The organism is Caenimonas koreensis DSM 17982 (assembly GCF_009646335.1).
Taxonomy (GTDB): Bacteria; Pseudomonadota; Gammaproteobacteria; order Burkholderiales; family Burkholderiaceae_C; genus Ramlibacter; species Ramlibacter koreensis.
Genome location: NZ_WJBU01000008.1, coordinates 1 through 18,595, shown reverse-complemented (window position 1 = coordinate 18,595; position 18,595 = coordinate 1). Strand labels below are relative to the sequence as shown.

At 62.7% G+C, this 18,595-nt stretch carries 11 protein-coding genes and 4 tRNA genes; all 15 read left to right on the top strand.

All coding sequences use genetic code 11. The features are described 5' to 3' along the window. Positions 1–44 precede the first annotated feature (44 nt). Positions 45–131: transfer RNA gene (locus GHT07_RS08650), tRNA-Leu, on the top strand. 14 nt (positions 132–145) lie between these two features. Further along, positions 146–1,399, top strand: a complete 1,254-nt coding sequence (locus GHT07_RS08645; RefSeq protein ID WP_153584688.1) for a porin — start codon at positions 146–148, stop codon at positions 1,397–1,399. Between the two features lie 23 nt (positions 1,400–1,422). Next, positions 1,423–3,234, top strand: coding sequence for an acetate--CoA ligase family protein (locus GHT07_RS21710; RefSeq protein ID WP_153584687.1), 1,812 nt, complete (start codon positions 1,423–1,425; stop codon positions 3,232–3,234). Then, positions 3,231–4,259 carry a type 2 periplasmic-binding domain-containing protein gene (locus GHT07_RS08635; RefSeq protein WP_153584686.1) on the top strand — a complete coding sequence of 343 codons (1,029 nt, stop codon included), beginning with the start codon at positions 3,231–3,233 and terminating at the stop codon, positions 4,257–4,259. Before GHT07_RS21710 ends, GHT07_RS08635 begins: the two co-directional genes overlap by 4 nt. Further along, positions 4,256–6,232 carry a tripartite tricarboxylate transporter permease gene (locus tag GHT07_RS08630; RefSeq protein ID WP_153584685.1) on the top strand — a complete coding sequence of 659 codons (1,977 nt, stop codon included), beginning with the start codon at positions 4,256–4,258 and terminating at the stop codon, positions 6,230–6,232. Before GHT07_RS08635 ends, GHT07_RS08630 begins: the two co-directional genes overlap by 4 nt. A gap of 4 nt (positions 6,233–6,236) precedes the next feature. After that, on the top strand, positions 6,237–7,100 hold the full coding sequence (locus GHT07_RS08625; protein ID WP_194792885.1) for a class I SAM-dependent methyltransferase: 864 nt from the start codon (positions 6,237–6,239) through the stop codon (positions 7,098–7,100). A gap of 102 nt (positions 7,101–7,202) precedes the next feature. Further along, positions 7,203–8,513 carry a trigger factor gene (tig, locus tag GHT07_RS08620; RefSeq protein WP_153584683.1) on the top strand — a complete coding sequence of 437 codons (1,311 nt, stop codon included), beginning with the start codon at positions 7,203–7,205 and terminating at the stop codon, positions 8,511–8,513. 110 nt (positions 8,514–8,623) lie between these two features. Then, the gene (clpP, locus tag GHT07_RS08615) at positions 8,624–9,232 is read left to right on the top strand and encodes an ATP-dependent Clp endopeptidase proteolytic subunit ClpP (protein WP_153584682.1); all 609 of its coding nucleotides are present in this window, start codon (positions 8,624–8,626) and stop codon (positions 9,230–9,232) included. Positions 9,233–9,355: 123 nt separating this feature from the next. Then, positions 9,356–10,621 carry an ATP-dependent Clp protease ATP-binding subunit ClpX gene (gene clpX, locus GHT07_RS08610; protein ID WP_153584681.1) on the top strand — a complete coding sequence of 422 codons (1,266 nt, stop codon included), beginning with the start codon at positions 9,356–9,358 and terminating at the stop codon, positions 10,619–10,621. Between the two features lie 80 nt (positions 10,622–10,701). Next, positions 10,702–13,140: an endopeptidase La gene (gene lon, locus GHT07_RS08605; protein ID WP_153584680.1), complete on the top strand. Its 2,439-nt coding sequence runs from the start codon at positions 10,702–10,704 to the stop codon at positions 13,138–13,140. Between the two features lie 50 nt (positions 13,141–13,190). Continuing rightward, positions 13,191–13,266, top strand: a tRNA-Gly gene (locus tag GHT07_RS08600). A gap of 72 nt (positions 13,267–13,338) precedes the next feature. Then, positions 13,339–13,412: transfer RNA gene (locus tag GHT07_RS08595), tRNA-Cys, on the top strand. Between the two features lie 78 nt (positions 13,413–13,490). Beyond that, a complete protein-coding gene (locus GHT07_RS08590; RefSeq protein WP_153584679.1) occupies positions 13,491–14,516 on the top strand; it encodes an acyltransferase family protein in 1,026 nt (341 codons plus the stop codon). Positions 14,517–14,533: 17 nt separating this feature from the next. After that, positions 14,534–14,626: transfer RNA gene (locus tag GHT07_RS08585), tRNA-Leu, on the top strand. Positions 14,627–14,853: 227 nt separating this feature from the next. Beyond that, positions 14,854–18,595, top strand: a 3,742-nt coding sequence (locus GHT07_RS08580) for a beta strand repeat-containing protein (protein ID WP_228488254.1), incomplete at its 3' end; no start/stop codon positions are given.

The following is an 18,595-nucleotide window of genomic DNA, read 5'->3' as shown; positions in this document are numbered from 1 at the left end:
GGCTTGCCGGAAATACTGGAAGCCCGCTTTTCGATTGAGGACCAGCGCGGGTGGCGAAATTGGTAGACGCACCAGGTTTAGGTCCTGACGCCAGCAATGGTGTGGGGGTTCGAGTCCCCCCCCGCGCACCAACCATGGACCTAACATGACACGTCGTTTGCGCATTGCGCGCGCGCTCTTGCCACTTGCATGCGTTGCGCCCTGGTTGGCAGCACACGCGCAATCAAAGCCGGACCCGGCCGCGTTCGAGTTCTATTTCAATCTCTATCCCGAGTGGAAAGAGCAGCATTTCGGCACGCCGTCTGCAGCGGGAACCGACGTTGGCAACATGGGCACGCTTCGCAACGACACAACCGTGCTCGCCAAGAACGCGAACCCCAAAGCGACTACGCGCGACCAGGCGTGGTCCAACTCGTACATCGGCTTTCGCGGCCAGTTGCTGCGCCATGGCGACCTCACGCTGGGCTATGACGTGCAGGGCCTCATCGACTTCGTGGGCCGCTTCCAGGAAAACTTCCGCACGCGCGATGCATTCGTGTGGGTCGATCACCCCGGCTTCGGCCGGCTGAGCTACGGCCAGATGGACACGATGTACAAGGAGGCGGGTGATCCGCTGCGGCTGCTGAACGTCAGCTCGGGCAACATCGTTTCCACGGCGCGCACGCAATCGGGCGTGGGCTGGAAGGCCGCGGGCGACACCACGTTCAACAACCGCGTCAACCACATGCTGTTGTGGGTCTCGCCGAAGTGGTCGGGCTTCAACCTCGGCGCTTCTTACTCGACACGGCCCGTGGTGGCGAACGACCACGTGAAGACTTCGCTTGCGGCAGCGTCGGTCCAGTGGCGCAACGGCCCCTGGTATGCAGCGCTCGCGACGGAAGTGCACAACAACTGGCTGCCGGTGAGCAAGGCAGCAGACTTGCCGCTGCCTGCCGCCACGTCGATTCGCAACATGCCAGCCACCGTCACGTCGCGCGACCAGGGCTGGCGTATCACAGGCGCCTGGAGCGAAGGCCAGTGGCGCTTTGCGGCAGACGTGGCACGCCTGCGCTACACCGAAGACGATTCGGCGGCGCTTGCGGGCAAGTTCAGGTCGTATGCCAACTACACCGGCCAGGTCAGCGGCGAATACAAGCTGGATGCGCGCTGGCGCTTCGCCGCTAATCACGCACGCGGCACGGCAGGCACCTGCACGTTGAGCGGCGGCGTGTCATGCAGCACGAACGGCTTGGGCGGCAACCAGACCAGCGTGGGCGCGATGGCGCGGCTCAATGACATCGCGAGCCTGTTCGTGCTGGCTGTGCACACGCGCAACAATCCGGCGGCGTACTACGGCTCGTCCGCACAAGGCGCGAATACGAATGCCTATGCCGTTGGCATCAAGCTGGCGTCGAAATAGCCACTGAAGCAGACCGCGACGCAGTGTCCGAACTCCTACAGATCAGCCCGAGCTGGAGCCGTCGCGCAGGTGCGTGCTTCGGTGTGCGCGAAGCCAGTCTTGCGGGTGTCGTCATCGTCGAAGACGCAGGTGCGCAGTCGCTCGGGCCTGCGCTGCACGCTGTCGAGGCAGCGCTCGTGCAGCTGGTCGATGAACCGCTACCGGCAACGCCTGCCGGGCAGTCCGCGGACGAGCGGCTGGTGACGCTGCATACCTGGCTGCAATGCGCCATCCAGCGGCAAAGCCGTATCGCGCTGACCACGGTTTTCCATGTCCAACGCCAAGAGCGGCAGCACGTGCAGGAGCCGGTGCCGGCAGGCGCCTCGACGTTCCACGTCTGCCTGCCCGCAGCCACCATGAAGCCTGCGCGAATTGCCATGGCGTGGGCCACGCGCCTGTTCAATCGACTGGCCTCGGGGCAGGCGCCTGATGCGGCTCGCGAGCGCGATGCCATCCATGAGGAACTCAAGGAGTTCGCCAACCCGGGCCTGAACACCTTCAATGTGCTCAGCGCTGCTCACGAGCTCGATGTGCCTGTGCAAGTCGTCGCGAAGTACACACTCGTGCTGGGCACTGGCGCGCGCTCGCGCTGGATGGAAAGCTCGCTGACCGACGCAACGCCGGCGATCGGCATGCGCATGGCCAACAGCAAGCACACCACGGCACGCGTGCTGCGCGCTGCAGGCTTGCCGGGTGGCGACAACCACCTTGTGAAGTCTGCGCATGCCGCCATGCAGGCTGCACACCAGCTTGGCTATCCGGTGGTGGTCAAGCCAATGGATCTTCAGCAGGGCACGGGCGTGTCTGCCGACTTGCGCGATGACGCAGCCGTAGCCCAGGGCTTTGCGCTGGCGCGGGATGCATCGCCCAACGTGCTGGTCGAGAAGTGGGCGCCCGGCTTCACGCACCGGCTCACGGTGTTCAATGGCCGGGTGATCCGCGTCACGCGGCGCATTGCAGGTGGCGTTTTCGGTGATGGGGTCACATCCGTTGCAGCACTCGTGCAATTGCAGCAGCAAAACGCGTTGCTGCAGCGCGGAATGCGGCGCACGGGACGCGTGCTGCTCGAGCTGGATGCCGAGGCACACGATCTGCTCCTGCAACACGGCAAGACTGCAGCCGACGTGCCCAGGGCCGGTGAGTACGTGCGCCTGCGCCGCCGCGACAACGTGAGCGCGGGCGGCACCAATGAGAGCGTGCCGCTGCAGCAAACCCATCCGGACAACCTGCAGCTGGCTGTGGACGCAGCGGCGTTGCTCAGGCTCGACTTCGCGGGGGTGGACCTGATCATGGAAGACATCCGCCAGTCGTGGTTCGACACGGGTGCGCTGATCTGCGAAGTCAACGGCCAGCCGCAGCTGGGGACGAGCTCGGAGCCGAAGATCTACCACCAGATCCTGAGGGAACTGCTGGGGGACGACTGCCGCATACCGGCGCGGCTGTTGATTTGCACGGACGGCGATGCGCCGCGCGAGCTGGCCCTGCAGCGGCTTTTACGCGAGGGCGAGTCGAACGGGATTTCGTCGCCTGCGGGCTTGTGGATCGATGGGCGGCTGGCCACCGGCCCGTTTGCCGATGGGTTCGCAGCTGCCCAGGCGCTGCTGCGCAGGACGGATGTGCGCAATGCCACGTGCCTGATGACCATCAGCGAAGTCGACCGCATGGGCTTGCCGCTCGCGCAGTGGGATCGGATCGACATGGTCAATCGCGCAGCGATGGTCGCGCACGACGCAGTGATGGTGACGCGCGTGACCGCCATGGCGCGGCCGCATCAGGCAATGAGGGAGCGGGCATGACAGGCAAACGGGCATTCAGGCTGGCAGCGGTGGTGGCAGTCTTCATGGCATGCGCGAGTGCGTCGGCCGCAGATTCATGCAGCACGCTTGTGGGCCGCAAGAAGATCAACATCGTCGTGCCGTTCAAACCCGGTGGCGGGTACGACTCGTACGCCCGCGTCCTGGCGCCCGTGTTGCAGGACATCACCGGCGCGCGTGTGGCCGTGAGCAACATTGCAGGTGCCAACGGCGTCTCGGGCATGAAGGCAATTGCGTCGGCGCCGGTGGACAGCATCACGCTCGGCGTCTTTGACCTGCGCGACTTGCTGGCAGCCCGGCTCACGGATGCCACGCTGCCTCCGATTGCCGACTTCACGGCCATCGGCGCATTTGGCGAGACGAACGGCGTATGGGCTTCACGCGAGGATGGCGTTCGCCTGCTCGCGGGCAACCAGCCGCTGGCAGCTGGCGTGTCAACCGGGGTCGTCTCGCGCATCCTGCTGCCGGCCATGCTGCTCGATCGCGAGGTCAAGCTCGTGCGCGGGTACAGCGGGTCGGCTGACCGGTGGCTCGCCTTGCTGCGCGGCGACGTCGACCTGACCGACGGCTCACTCGACAGCGTCCAGCGGTTCGTCTCGAGCGCGCCCGGCACGCGCGTGTTGATGGTGCTGTCGGACGGCCCCTTCGCCGAACTGCCGGGCGTCCCGCATCTCGCCGGCCCGGGTGGACTGGTCGACCTGCACACACGCAAGCTCGATCCGAAAGTGCGGCGAGAGCGGATGGAACTGGCGAGCCTGGCGGCGGACCTCGCGCAGACGTCCCGCGCGGTAGCGATCGCCCGTACGGCGCCTGCACCCGTGCGCGCCTGTATCGAGGCCGCCGTGGAGCAGGCGCTTTTCAGCGCCACCCTGCGCGATGCGGCGAAGCTTCAGAAGCTGGTCGTGGAGCCAATGCGCGGCGCGGTCGTGCGTGAACACCTCGTGCGCATCGAGCGTTCGATGATGAAACACCAGGCGGTCCTCAAGCGGCTTGCTGCAGCTTCATGAGCTGGTTCGACGCATTTGCGGCCGGTGCGTCCAATGTCTTTTCGTGGCCGGGCATCCTGATCCCGGTGGCGGGCACATTGCTCGCGATGATCACGTCGTTTCTGCCGGGCATCGGCAATACGAGCATGGTCGTGCTCGTGATGGTGTTCACGATGGGCTGGTCGCCCGAGTCGGTTCTGCTGATGTTCGGCGCGCTCACCGGCGGCGCCACCTTCATGGGTTCGATCACTGCGATCCTGTTCAACATTCCGGGCAACGTGTCGAGCACGCCCACCTTGCTCGACGGCTACCCCATGGCGCAACAAGGGCGGCCGCGAATGGCGATTGCGTGCGCCGCGACGGCCTCTGCTGTCGGCTCGCTGTTCGGCGTGCTGGTGTTGCTGGCAGCGCTGCCCATCGTGCGGCCACTGCTGCTCGAATTCGGGCCGCTCGAGCGCCTGCTCATCGGCATCTGGGGCCTGGTCACCATCATCTCGGTGCCGACAAGCTCGAAGCTCAAGGCTGCCGTGATGACGGCGCTGGGTCTGCTTGCCGCGTCGTTCGGGCAAGACCCGGCGAGCGGATTGCCGCGCTGGAATTTTGGCGTGACCGACATGTCGCAGGGCTTCAACGTCGTGGCGATGATGCTGGGCATGTTCACGTTCTCGGAGCTGATCGAGTGGATGCGCACCTTCCGGCTCAACAAGTCGACGGCCGATGATTCGAAGGGTGGCGACTCGATCCGCGAAGGTGTGATGGCCGTGTTTCGCAACCTCGGCCTGACGATTCGCTCGTCGTCCATCGGCACGCTCGTGGGCATGATCCCCGGCGTTGGCGGCACGGTAGCGGGGTTCGTTGCGTATGGCCACGCCGTGCAAAGCACGCCGGACAACAGCGAGTTTGGCAAGGGCGATATCCGGGGCGTCATTGCGCCAGAGGCCGCAGTGGATGCGAAGGATGGGGGTTCGCTGCTGCCAGCCGTGGCTTTCGGCCTGCCCGGCAGTGAAGCCGGCGTTGCGCTGATAGCCGTTTTCACGATGCACGGCATCGTGCCCGGCATGGCGATGCTCACCACTCAATTGCCGCTGACCTTTACGCTCATCCTGGCGCTGCTGTTCTCGAACCTGCTGACTTCGGTCGTCGGTGTGGCGCTGATCCCATGGCTGGCAAAGCTGCGCAAGCTGCCGATCGAGCGGATCGCGCTGCCTTGCCTGGTGATCAGCCTGGTCACGGTCGTGCAGATCAACGGGCTACTGTTCGATCTGTACACGGCCGTCGGCTTCGGCGTAGCGGGCTACTACTGGCGGACCCACGGCTGGCCGCGCGCACCGTTCGTCATTGCATTTGTGCTCGGCAGCCTGATCGAAACGAACCTGTCGCTGTCGCTGCAGCTGGTCGATATCGGCAGGCTGCATCCCTTGCAGCGGCCCGGCTGCATCGCGCTGGTGCTGCTCATCGCAGGCTCGCTGTGGTGGATGGCGAGGCATCGCGGCGCTGTGAAAGAGCGCGCCCCGCAGCAGGATGCCGACGTGTCGATCGGCCTGGTCTCCACGATCGTCATCGGCGTGTTGCTGGCGTTCGCGCTGGCGGACCGTGCGACTTACTCGGCCTATGCCACCTCAGTTGCCGCGGTGTGCCTCGCATTTGCGGCCGCCGCCACGGCACGTGCAGTGTTGGCCCGGCAGCCTCGCAGCCAAGCGTTCTCGCCCGGGATGCTGGCCGCCGGGCTCGCGCCACCGCCCGAGCATCGGCTGCCGTTGCTGCTGATCGTCGGCCTGCCTGTCCTTGTGTGGTTCACGGGGCTGGTGGAAGGCGTCGGCCTGGCGGTATTCGCCTGGACACTGGCCCGGGCCGGGCGAAGCGGCGTGCGGGCCTGGCTGGTGGCGGCCGTGTCGGGCGCCGTCTATATGCTGGCCACCTGGTGGTTTGTGAATGAGGTCGCCAACCTCATGCTGCCGCGCGGTGCGCTGTGGCAACTCTTTGCTTCCGACTGACAACATGCAACCTGCCTGCCCCTTCGAGCCGCTCGACCGCCTTGCCCGCTTCAGCTGGGACTGGGCGCCTGCACTCTGCGACACCGCCCACGGCTGTGCGGACTATCACCGCTCATGGAGCCTGGTGCGATTGCTGGAACTGGGCGGCGCGCTGCCGGCGGGCCAGCCCTTTTTTACCCGTGAACTCGCCGAGGTCGCACGTGGCTCGTCGCGCCGCGTCCTGGTAGCAGGCGGTGCAGACACGGGGCTGACGGCGATGACGATTGCCGCATTCCGCGCGCAAGGCAGCGAGCCGGAACTTGTTTTCGTCGACCGGTGCCGGACCACGGCCCGCCAGAACGAGCTCTTCGCCGGCCACCTGCGCTTGCCAATCGACGTGCAGGTCTGCGATGCAGCCGCGGTTGACTGCGCGCCGGTCGATGCCATCGTTGCCCATTCGTTTTTGCACCTGTTGCCGCACGCCAAGCGAGAAGAGGTGATTGCTGCGTGGTCGCGCGTGCTCAAGCCTGGAGGACGGGTTGTCATGTCGTGCGCCGTGTCGCACGCCGAGTCGGACTGGGTGCGCGCAAAAGACCTGGCGCAAGTGGAGCAGCGGCGGCTCGGCTTGCAGCAAAGGGCAGGGCAGGCGGGTTTCGAACCACCGGTTGCCGCCGAGATTGCCGCGACGGCAGCGCGGTTTTGGGCCACCTCACCGGGCCAGGCGCCTGCGCTCACGCAGGCAAATCTTCGCGCGAGCTTTGCGCGCGCCGGCATCGAAGTGCGGCACATCGGCCTGCAGGGCGTGGAAGAGGTGCGCGGGCCGCTGGCCATCACCACGCGCGAAACATCGAAACGCGAGCGCGCGGAAGTGGTGGCTGTGCGCCTCTGAGCCACCGCCAGCAGGGGCGGCCCGCTCGGTTAGAATCGAGAGCTTTGCGCCAGGGCCAGCAGCCCCGCCGCGCCACCGGAATTTTTGCAAGAGAGACACATCATGGCCGTGACCGTTGAAACCCTGGAAAAGCTGGAACGCAAGATGACGCTGACGCTGCCCGTCAATGTGATCCAGTCCGAAGTCGATTCGCGCCTCAAGCGCCTCGCCCGCACCGTCAAGATGGACGGCTTCCGTCCGGGCAAAGTGCCGATGAATGTCGTGGCGCAACGCTACGGTTACTCGGTTCACTACGAAGTCATGAACGACAAGGTCGGCGAAGCCTTCGCCACCGCCGCCAACGAAGCCAAGCTTCGCGTAGCCGGCCAGCCCCGCATCACCGAGAAAGAAACCGCACCCGAAGGCGAGATGGCTTTCGACGCCGTGTTCGAGGTCTACCCCGAAGTCACCATTGGCGACCTCGCCACCGCTGAGGTGTCCAGGCAAAAGGCGGAAGTGACCGAATCCGCCATCGACCGCACTATTGACGTGCTGCGCAAGCAGCGCCGCACCTTCGCCCAGCGCCCCGCAGAAGCGGCTGCCCAGGACGGCGATCGCGTCACGGTCGATTTCGAAGGCAAGATCGACGGCGAAACCTTCTCTGGTGGCAAGGCCGACGACTTCCAGTTCATCGTGGGCGACGGCCAGATGCTCAAGGAATTCGAAGACGCAGTGCGCGGCATGAAGAGCGGTGAGAGCAAGACATTCCCGCTCGCATTCCCCGCTGACTATCACGGCAAGGACGTCGCCGGCAAATCCGCAGACTTCATGGTCACCGTCAAGAAGATCGAGGCAGCGAACCTGCCGGAAGTCGATGAAGCATTCGCCAAGTCCCTGGGCATTCCCGACGCATCGGTCGAAGCGCTGCGCGGCGACATCAAGAAAAACCTCGAGCGCGAAGTGAAGTTCCGCCTGCAGGCGCGTAACAAGCAGGCCGTGATGGACGCGCTCATGTCCAAGGCCGAGCTGGACTTGCCCAACGCCATCGTCCAGTCGGAACTCAACCGCATGGTTGAGGCGGCCCGCGCCGACCTGAAGCAGCGCGGCATCAAGGACGCCGACAAGGTGCCGGTGCCCGATGACATGTTCCGCCCGCAAGCCGAGCGCCGTGTGCGCCTCGGGCTGGTCGCGGCTGAGCTCGTGCGCACGCAGAACCTGCAAGCCAAGCCGGAGCAGATCAAGGCCCACATCGAGGAACTCGCTGCAAGCTATGAGAAGCCCGCCGAAGTGACGCGCTGGTACTACAGCGACAACCAGCGCCTGGCCGAAGTCGAGGCGATCGTGATCGAGAACAACGTGACCGACTATGTGCTCGGCCTGGCCAAGGTCGTTGACAAGGACGTCTCGTTCGACGAGCTGATGGGCCAGCAGTAACGCGCTGACCAGCGAATGACATGCCAAGTGGGGGCTTGCGGTTGGCGCCGCGGCCCCCATTTGCTTTTGGCATACAGTACATCCCAGATATTCCGAAAGTCCCTTTCCTCATGAGCGCACTTGATACCCAAGCCCTCGGCATGGTCCCGATGGTCATCGAGCAGTCCGGCCGCGGCGAGCGGTCGTACGACATCTATTCGCGCCTGCTGCGCGAGCGAATCATTTTCCTGGTCGGCCCGGTCAACGACCAGACGGCCAACCTGGTGGTGGCGCAGCTTCTGTTCCTGGAAAGCGAAAACCCCGACAAGGACATTTCGTTCTACATCAACAGCCCCGGCGGCAGCGTGAGCGCCGGCATGGCGATCTACGACACGATGAATTTCATCAAGCCCGATGTGTCCACGCTGTGCGCCGGTATGGCCGCTAGCATGGGCGCCTTCCTGCTGGCGGCGGGCGCGCCAGGCAAGCGCATTGCACTGCCGAACTCCAAGGTCATGATTCACCAGGTGCTCGGCGGCGCGTCCGGCCAGGCGACTGACATCGAGATCCACGCCAAGGACATCCTCAAGACCAAGGCCGTCATGAACCGCATCCTTGCCGAGCGCACGGGCCAACCCATCGAGAAGATCGTGCGCGACACCGAACGCGACTATTTCCTGGACGCGGAAGAGGCAAAAAACTACGGCCTCGTCGACAAGGTTCTGGCCAAACGTGCCTGATTTCACGTGTGGTTGCCGTCCGGCAATCACCCGAGGTTGCCGCAAGGCAACGGCGCCCCCGCCAAGCGGGTGGGCGCCGTTTTTATTTGGGTATCATTGAACGCACAATGAGAGGCAAGTTCCATGGCCGATAAGAAAGGCTCTTCAAGCGAAAAGACGCTTTACTGCTCGTTTTGCGGCAAGAGCCAGCACGAGGTCAAGAAGCTCATCGCAGGGCCGTCGGTCTTCATCTGCGACGAGTGCATCGACCTGTGCAACGAGATCATTCGCGACGAGTTGCCTGCCGGCGAAGAAAACCGCGAGCAGCGCGGCGACTTGCCCACACCGGCCGAGATCAAGGCCAACCTCGACAACTACGTGATCGGCCAGGAGCCCGCCAAGCGCGGTTTGTCCGTGGCGGTGTACAACCACTACAAGCGCCTTCGCCACAAGGAAAAGGCCAAGAAGGATGAAGTCGAGCTCACCAAGAGCAACATCCTGCTGATCGGCCCCACGGGTTCGGGCAAGACGCTGCTGGCGCAAACACTCGCGCGCATGCTCGATGTGCCTTTCGTGATGGCCGATGCCACCACCCTGACTGAAGCCGGCTATGTGGGCGAAGACGTCGAGAACATCATCCAGAAGCTGCTGCAAAGCTGCAACTATGAGGTTGAGCGGGCGCAGCGCGGCATTGTGTACATCGACGAAATCGACAAGATCTCGCGCAAGTCGGACAACCCATCGATCACGCGCGATGTCTCGGGCGAAGGCGTGCAGCAGGCGCTGCTCAAGCTGATCGAAGGCACCATGGCCAGCGTGCCGCCCCAGGGCGGTCGCAAGCACCCCAACCAGGATTTCCTGCAGATCGACACGACGAACATCCTGTTCATCTGCGGCGGCGCGTTTGCTGGCCTTGAAAAGGTGATCGAGCAGCGCACCGAATCGTCGGGCATTGGCTTTGGCGCGCCGGTCAAGAGCAAAGAGCAGCGCAGCCTCACCGACGTGTTCCGCGAAGTCGAGCCTGAAGACCTGATCAAGTTCGGCCTGATCCCTGAACTCGTCGGTCGCATGCCGGTTGTCGCAACGCTGTCGGAGCTGTCTGAAGACGCGCTCGTGCGTATCCTGACCGAGCCGAAGAACGCACTGGTCAAGCAGTACGCCAAGTTGTTGTCGATGGAAGGTGTCGACCTGGAAATCCGGCCGAATGCGCTGCGTGCGATTGCGCGCAAGGCGTTGGCTCGCAAGACAGGCGCACGTGGCCTGCGGTCCATCCTGGAGCAGTCGCTGATCGACACCATGTTCGATCTGCCGAATACCGCTAATGTTGACAAGGTTGTTGTCGATGAATCAACCATCGACGAGAGCAAGCCGCCCCTGCTGGTTTACCGCGAAGCGGCCAAAAAGGCCTGAAGCTGGCCCCACTGCGCAATCGGTGGGTTGAAAATGGCTCTACCCGTTCCATATGGAATGGGTAACTCCAGAGGAACCTGATGTCCGGTCACACCCCCCTGCCTGCCGACCCGATCGAGCTGCCGCTGCTGCCCTTGCGCGACGTGGTGGTCTTTCCGCACATGGTCATCCCGCTGTTCGTCGGCCGACCCAAGAGCATCAAGGCGCTCGAAGCGGCTATGGAAGCCGAGCGGCGCATCATGCTCGTGGCCCAAAAGGCGGCTGCGAAAGATGAGCCGTCCGTGGCTGACATGTTCGAAGTCGGCTGCGTCTCGACCATCTTGCAGATGCTCAAGCTGCCTGATGGCACCGTCAAAGTGCTCGTCGAAGGCCAGCAGCGCGCGCGCGTCAATCGCATTGACGACGGCGAGTCGCATTTCACTGCCAACGTGACGCCCGTCGAGGCCGGCGAGAAGGACGCCAAGTCGAGCGAGATCGAAGCGCTGCGCCGCGCTGTGATGCAGCAGTTCGACCAGTACGTGAAGCTCAACAAGAAGATCCCGCCCGAGATCCTCACGTCCATCTCGAGCATTGACGATCCGGGCCGGCTGGCCGACACGATCGCTGCGCACCTGCCACTCAAGCTCGACAACAAGCAGGTCGTGCTTGACCTGGCTGACGTGAAGGCGCGGCTTGAGAACCTCTTCGAGCAGATTGAGCGTGAAGTCGACATCCTGAATGTCGACAAGAAGATCCGCGGCCGCGTCAAGCGCCAGATGGAGAAGAACCAGCGCGACTTCTATTTGAACGAGCAGGTCAAGGCCATCCAGAAGGAACTGGGCGAGGGCGAAGAGGGCGCTGACATCGAAGAGATCGAGAAAAAGATCATCGCCGCCAAGATGCCCAAGGAAGCCAAGAAAAAGGCCGACGGCGAACTGAAAAAGCTCAAGCTGATGTCGCCGATGTCAGCCGAGGCGACTGTGGTGCGCAACTACATCGAAGTGCTCACCGGCCTGCCGTGGAGCAAGAAGACCAAGATCAAGCACGACCTTGGCCACGCCGAGAAGGTGTTGAACGAAGACCACTACGGCCTGGACAAAGTCAAGGACCGCATCCTGGAATATCTCGCGGTGCAGCAGCGCGTGGACAAGGTCAAGGCGCCCATCCTGTGCCTGGTCGGCCCTCCGGGCGTCGGCAAGACATCGCTCGGCCAGTCAATCGCCAAGGCCACCGGCCGCAAGTACGTTCGCATGGCCTTGGGTGGCATGCGCGATGAGGCGGAAATTCGCGGGCATCGCCGCACCTACATCGGCGCGCTGCCGGGCAAGGTGCTGTCGAACCTGAACAAGGCCGGCACGCGCAACCCGTTGTTCCTGCTCGACGAGATCGACAAGCTTGGCACGGACTTCCGCGGCGACCCGTCGAGCGCGTTGCTCGAAGTACTCGACCCCGAGCAGAACCACAAGTTCGGCGACCACTATGTCGAGGTCGATTTCGACCTGTCGGACGTGATGTTCGTCGCGACGTCCAACTCGATGAACATTCCGCCGGCGCTGCTGGACCGGATGGAAGTGATCCGCCTGTCGGGCTACACCGAAGACGAGAAGGCCAACATTGCGCTGACCTACCTGCTGCCCAAGCAGATGGCGAACAACGGCGTGAAGGATACCGAGCTGATCGTCACGGAAGACGCCGTGCGCGACATCATTCGCTACTACACGCGTGAAGCCGGCGTGCGGTCGCTCGAACGCGACCTGGGCAAGATCTGCCGCAAGGTCGTCAAAGGCCTCTTGCTGAAGAAGTACACGCCGCTCGTGACGGTGAATGCCGAAAACCTCAACGACTTCCTGGGCGTGCGCAAGTACAGCTACGGCCGTGCAGAACAGCAAAGCCAGGTGGGGCAGGTCAATGGCCTGGCCTACACCGAAGTCGGCGGTGACCTGCTCACGATTGAAGCCGCGCTGATGCCGGGCAAGGGCGTGATCACCACGACCGGCTCGCTGGGCGACGTGATGAAAGAGTCCGTGTCGGCTGCCCGCACCGTGGTGCGCAGCCGCGCACGAGGCCTGGGTATCAAGGACGAAGTGTTCGAGAAGAAGGACATGCACATCCACGTGCCCGATGGCGCGACACCGAAAGACGGCCCGAGTGCCGGCGCTGCAATGACCACGGCCATCGTGTCCGCGCTCACCGGCATCCCGGTGCGCAACGACGTGGCGATGACGGGTGAGATCACCTTGCGCGGCGAAGTCACGGCGATCGGCGGGCTCAAGGAGAAGTTGCTTGCTGCACTGCGCGGCGGTATCAAGACGGTGTTGATCCCCGAAGAGAACGCGAAGGACCTGCAGGACATTCCGGACAACGTGAAGGAAGGCCTGGAGATCGTTCCTGTGAAGTGGATCGACAAGGTGCTTGAAGTGGCGCTGGTGCGGCATCCGACGCCATTGCCCGACGACGAACCGGGCGTTGCTGCTGTGCCAATCACGGCTGCTGCAGAAGGTGTCGCGCCCACGCAGCCGCCGCCATCAGTCAAGCATTGAATGTGTTTGAGATTCTCGAAAAAAGTGCGCTATAATTCGAGGCTCGAAATGCGGGAATAGCTCAGTTGGTAGAGCGCAACCTTGCCAAGGTTGAGGTCGAGAGTTCGAGACTCTTTTCCCGCTCCATTTTTCGAAAAAGGGAAGCTGATGCTTCCCTTTTTTATGTCAGTTTTTTGGGTCCGTCTTTTTGAGATACAGGGCGCGCTAGCCAAGCGGTTAGGCAGAGGATTGCAAATCCTTCTAGATCGGTTCGACTCCGGTGCGCGCCTCCAGCCTTCCCATGAAAGCCCTGCCACCTCTGGCGGGGCTTTTTTCTTGGGTTCCAGGCCTGCTCGCTATCATCAGCCGACATGCGTGACGAATCGCCGAACCTGGACTTGCTTCGAACGATCGCAGTGGCGCTGGTCTATATCAGTCACCTGTTGAACTACGTTGGATGGGGTTACGACGGTGCGTTTCGGCTGACGTCGTTGGGGTTCATGGGTGTCGCGATCTTCTTCGTGCATACCTCGCTGGTTTTGATGATGTCGATGCATCGCCAGCAACCGGGGCCGCTGGCTGTGCCCTTTTTCATCAGGCGTGTGATGCGCATCTACCCGTTGTCGATCACCGCGGTACTGGTCATGACGTTAGCCGCCGTCATGCAGCAAAGGCCTGTGGATGCGTGGGTTGTCGTGACGAACTTGCTGCTCGTGCAGAACATCGCGGATGTGCAGTCCATCCCGCCGCCGTTGTGGAGCCTTCCTTACGAAGTGCAGATGTACCTCCTGTTGCCCGCAGTCTTTATCGCCACCCGGTCTGCGGGACGCGTGCGATTCGTGCTGTTAGGCTGGGTCTTGTCGATCGTTGCATTCGCCCTGGCCTGGACCGGCGGCTGGTTCCTGGGAGCCGTGCTTTTGAAATACGTCCCGTGCTTCCTGCCCGGCATCGTGGCCTACCTGTTGATGCGCGACAGAGAGCGGCGGGCCTCGTTTCCTCCAGCGCGCATCTTCGGCGTACTCGTCTTGTGCGTGGCCCTGATACCCGTGGCCGCTGCATGGGGCAGCGCTTCGGCGGGCGACGGGCTCGGCCGCACGCTCATCTTCGCATGGGGGCTTTGCATGGCCATTGGGTTGATGCTGCCGTTCGTGCGGCAGATACGTAACCCGCAGCTGACTGCGATTGTCAAAACCATCGCGACGTATTCGTACGGCATTTACCTGATTCATGCACCCGTCATGGACCTCATGTTTGCCAGGTTGCATGCGCCGTGGGTGGTGCAGTTCGCGGCAAGTGTCGCGCTCACGGCGCTGATTGTGTTCGCTGCCCACCATCTCATTGAACAACCAGCAATCCGTCTCGGTCGGCGTTTGTCGCAAAGCGCGACTGCGGTTTAGCCCCACAATTCAGTGCTGCCTCGATGGTGAAATTGGTAGACACAGCGGACTTAAAATCCGCCGCTTCGTGAACAACGGGCGTGCCGGTTCGATCCCGGCTCGAGGCACCAGCTGAACAATAGGGGCGACCGGCACGCGAGCCCTTTCTTCTTCTACGCAAGTACTACTCGTACGCCGTTGGCCGTACGCCACCCGGTGATTTCGCACTGAAACCACTCTTGCGAAGCTGAACAATCGCTGACATCCTGTTTGATCTGCTTACGTTCCCGTCCGCTTTGCGATCGGGACAGCGAGCGCCAACCAGAAATCTAAGGCCACAAGCCGAGGAGCAGCGAGCATGCCCACCCTAGGTAACGGAACGATTTTTGTCAGCGACACAGATGGCATCCTGCGCGTCGGCGAGACGCTCTATGCCACGCTCTACGACCCGGACGATTTCGACGGGGAAAGCTGGATCTGGACAGTCAACGGCACTACATATTTCGGCGATTCGCTGACGATCCTGCCGTCGATGATCGGGTTCGGCGTCGACGTCCAGGTCGACTACACCAACTACAACCCCGGCTTCACCGACGCCACCGCTGACATGGCGAGCCTCTATGTTGGCAGCGTCGAATCATCGGATGGCCCCCCCATCGGACCGCCTTTCGTGATGGACGTCGCTAGCAACACTGCGAACGAAGGCCAGACGATTTACCTGTCAGTGATGCTCAGCGGCTCCAGCGACCAGGACAGCTACTTCTCGTTTTCGTTCACTGACGGCGCGAATATCTCCGGCGACTACACCGGCCCGTCTTTCGACAACGGTGTGACATTGGCCGACGGCACCCTCACAGTGCCCGCAGGCGTCGGATCGTTCTCGGTGATCTTCGACGCGATCGACGACCACGTCGACGAGAGCAATGAGACGATCACGATCAGTGTCGATGGCCAGACCGCGACGGCAACGATTTCCGACAACGATACCTACCACGTCAATTCCGTCGGCGCCAACGCGGTGACAGAAGGCGAAGACCTGTACTACACCGTGAGCATCAGCAACGCCGCTGACCACACGATGCAGTTCGCCATCTCGTTCTCGGACTCAACCCTCAGCGACAACGAGCACGGCGGCTTCGTCTTCAATGACCCGACGATCAGCTACGACAGCGGGACTGGCATGGTCACCGTGCCAGCCGGCGTCTCCAGTTTTACCTTCACCGTCCAGACCTACGGCGATAGCCTCGACGAGTTCGACGAGCATTTGAGCGTTGTCGTCGGCTCCGCCCAGACAGATACAACGATCTACGACAACGACACGATCAGCCTCATCAACTTCTACAGCGATGAGGTGGTCGAGGGCGGGAACCTGGAGTTCTTCATCAATCTGGGCTGCGAAGCAGATCACCCGACGGTCTGGAGCCTGTCGTTCACCGATAACACCGCAGACGGCAGCGACTACAGCTTTGAATTGTCCGACGGGCAGATCGAGCAAGGCTTCTCATTTGATGGCAGCCAGCTCACGGTACCGGCGTTTACGAACAGCTTCAGCCTGACGGTACACACGTCAGACGACATCACCGATGAATCGACGTCAGAGACATTCACCGTCAGTTTCGGCGGGCGAAATGCCACTGGCACGATCTCCGACAACGACACCGCCACGATCGCGTTTATCAGCGACAACGGCAATGTCGTGGAAGGCGAAGACTTGTCGTTCCACGTCGGGCTGACGAATCCGGCGGATCACGAGCTCGTGTTCGAGTTCAACATTTCCCATTCGCTGAACCTGACGGACGGCGAGTTCGGCGCGCCGGTGTTTGACGGGCCGGGCTTCACGCTGCAGGACGGGCTGCTCACCATACCGGCCGGTGTGAATTCCTTCAACGTCACGATCCCGACCTATGACGATACCCTGGCCGAGTCGAGCGAAGATCTGACGCTGAGTATTGGCGGCGAGGGCGGCGTCAGCGACACCGCCTGGGTGTGCGACAACGACACGGTCACGGTCTCGATCAGTGGCGACAGCGATACGGAAGGCGCGACGCTCACGTTTGATGTGCAGTTGTCGTTCGCTTCCGGCCAGGAGACGGTCTTCGATTTCTCGATTGACAGCTCCGACGTCGATCCCTCGGCGATCGGCACCCCGACGATCAACGACACGATGATCGGCTTCGACGGCTCGCACATCACGGTGCCGGCCGGTGTCACCAGTTTCACGATCTCGGTACCGACGAACGACGACTCGATCGACCAGCAATTTGGTGCGGGCTTTGTGGTCCACGTTGGCAACCAGTCGGCCATCGGTTTCCTGAGCGACAACGAAGACGCCTCGTTCCAGGTGAGTGATGCGACCGCCGTGGAAGGCGACGACGTGACATTCGAAGTCACGATGAACTACGAAGGTAATTTCGATCGTCAGATCCGGTATTCCATCAGCGACGGTTCTGCCGATGGCACGGACTACGACCGGAGTTCAATTTCCTTCTCCAACGGCGTCACCAGCTCGACGTTCGGCGATGGCTACGGCTTTCTCACGATCCCTGCCGGCGTGACCTCATTCACGATCAGTGTCAGCACGACGAGCGACAGCGTTGACGAGTTCGACGAAACCTTCGTCCTCACGCTCGGTGATGGCTACTTCTCCTCCACCACCGTGACCGGCACGATCAGCGACAACGACACGATGTCGGTCCAGCCCATCAGCGACGCCAGTGCCACGGAAGGCGAAGACCTGACTTTCACCATCGACCTCAGCAATGCGGCCGACCGCAATATCGCGTTGCCGTTCTCCCTGGTGAACGTGACGACGACTGATTCTGATCACGGCACGGCCACGCTGTCGGCAGGCGTGCACTTTTCAGATGGTCAGATCATCGTCGAGCAGGGCACCACATCGTTTACGATCACGGTTCACGCCAACGTGGATGCCGAAGTCGAAACTGATGAGACGTTCACCATCTATGTCGGCTCGGACAGCGCGACAGGCACGATCATTGGTGACGCACCGCCCGATGTCGCCCGCGTCAGCAGCACGAGCGTGACCGAAGGCGGCGACCTCGTGCAGACCGTCACGTTGACCGGGCTGACCGCCCAGCCCGTGGTGTTCAGCCTCGAGCTCGGTGGAACGGCCGCGGGCAGTGACTACAACGCGGCAGGCATCAGCTTCAGCGACGCCGTACTCGGCAGTGACGGATTCATCACTGTCGATGCAGGCGTCACGAGCTTCACGATGACCACCCCCACGACGAACGATTCCCTCGACGAGTCGGATGAAACCGTGACGGTGACCATCGGCGGCGTGGTGGGTACCGGCACGATCGTCGATGACGATACGGCGACGGTCTCCAGCGTGTCAGCGGCCAGCGTCACCGAAGGCGGCAACCTCGTGCACACGGTGACGATGTCCAACGCGGCCGACCATGCCACGAGCTTCGCGTATTCGCTCGGCGGTGGCACGGCTTCCAGCGGCGACTACACAGCGGCCAGCGTCAGCTTCAGTAATCTGGTCACCCTCAGCGGCGGCTTTGTGACGGTGCCAGCGAACGTGTCGAGCTTCACGGTGACCGTGCCCACAGTGGGCGACGCGGTCGACGAATTTGATGAGACGGTGAACCTGACGGTCGGCGGCGCAAGCGCCACGGGCACGATCGTCGATGACGACACGGCAACGATCTCCAGCGTGTCGGCAGCCAGCGTCACCGAAGGCGGCAACCTGGTGCACACCGTGACGATGTCGACGACGGCCGATCACGCGACGAGCTTCGCGTACTCGCTCGGCGGCGGCACTGCGTCCAGTGGCGACTACACGGCGGCGAGCGTGAGTTTCAGCAACTCGGTCACGCTGAGTGGCGGCTTCGTGACGGTGCCGGCGACCGTATCGAGCTTCACGGTGACCGTGCCCACGGTAGGCGATGCGGTCGACGAATTTGATGAGACGGTGAACCTGACCGTTGGCGGCGCCAGCGCCACAGGCACGATCGTCGATGACGACACGGCAACGATCTCCAGCGTGTCGGCAGCCAGCGTCACCGAAGGCGGCAACCTGGTGCACACCGTGACGATGTCGACGACGGCCGATCACGCGACGAGCTTCGCGT

Bases quoted from the DNA above. Each gene is read 5' to 3' on its own strand.
- GHT07_RS08645 (WP_153584688.1), top strand. From the start codon at position 146: ATGACACGTCGTTTGCGCATTGCGCGCGCGCTCTTGCCACTTGCATGC.
- GHT07_RS08635 (WP_153584686.1), top strand. From the start codon at position 3,231: ATGACAGGCAAACGGGCATTCAGGCTGGCAGCGGTGGTGGCAGTCTTC.
- GHT07_RS08630 (WP_153584685.1), top strand. From the start codon at position 4,256: ATGAGCTGGTTCGACGCATTTGCGGCCGGTGCGTCCAATGTCTTTTCG.
- GHT07_RS08625 (WP_194792885.1), top strand. From the start codon at position 6,237: ATGCAACCTGCCTGCCCCTTCGAGCCGCTCGACCGCCTTGCCCGCTTC.
- tig (WP_153584683.1), top strand. From the start codon at position 7,203: ATGGCCGTGACCGTTGAAACCCTGGAAAAGCTGGAACGCAAGATGACG.
- clpP (WP_153584682.1), top strand. From the start codon at position 8,624: ATGAGCGCACTTGATACCCAAGCCCTCGGCATGGTCCCGATGGTCATC.
- clpX (WP_153584681.1), top strand. From the start codon at position 9,356: ATGGCCGATAAGAAAGGCTCTTCAAGCGAAAAGACGCTTTACTGCTCG.
- lon (WP_153584680.1), top strand. From the start codon at position 10,702: ATGTCCGGTCACACCCCCCTGCCTGCCGACCCGATCGAGCTGCCGCTG.
- GHT07_RS08590 (WP_153584679.1), top strand. From the start codon at position 13,491: ATGCGTGACGAATCGCCGAACCTGGACTTGCTTCGAACGATCGCAGTG.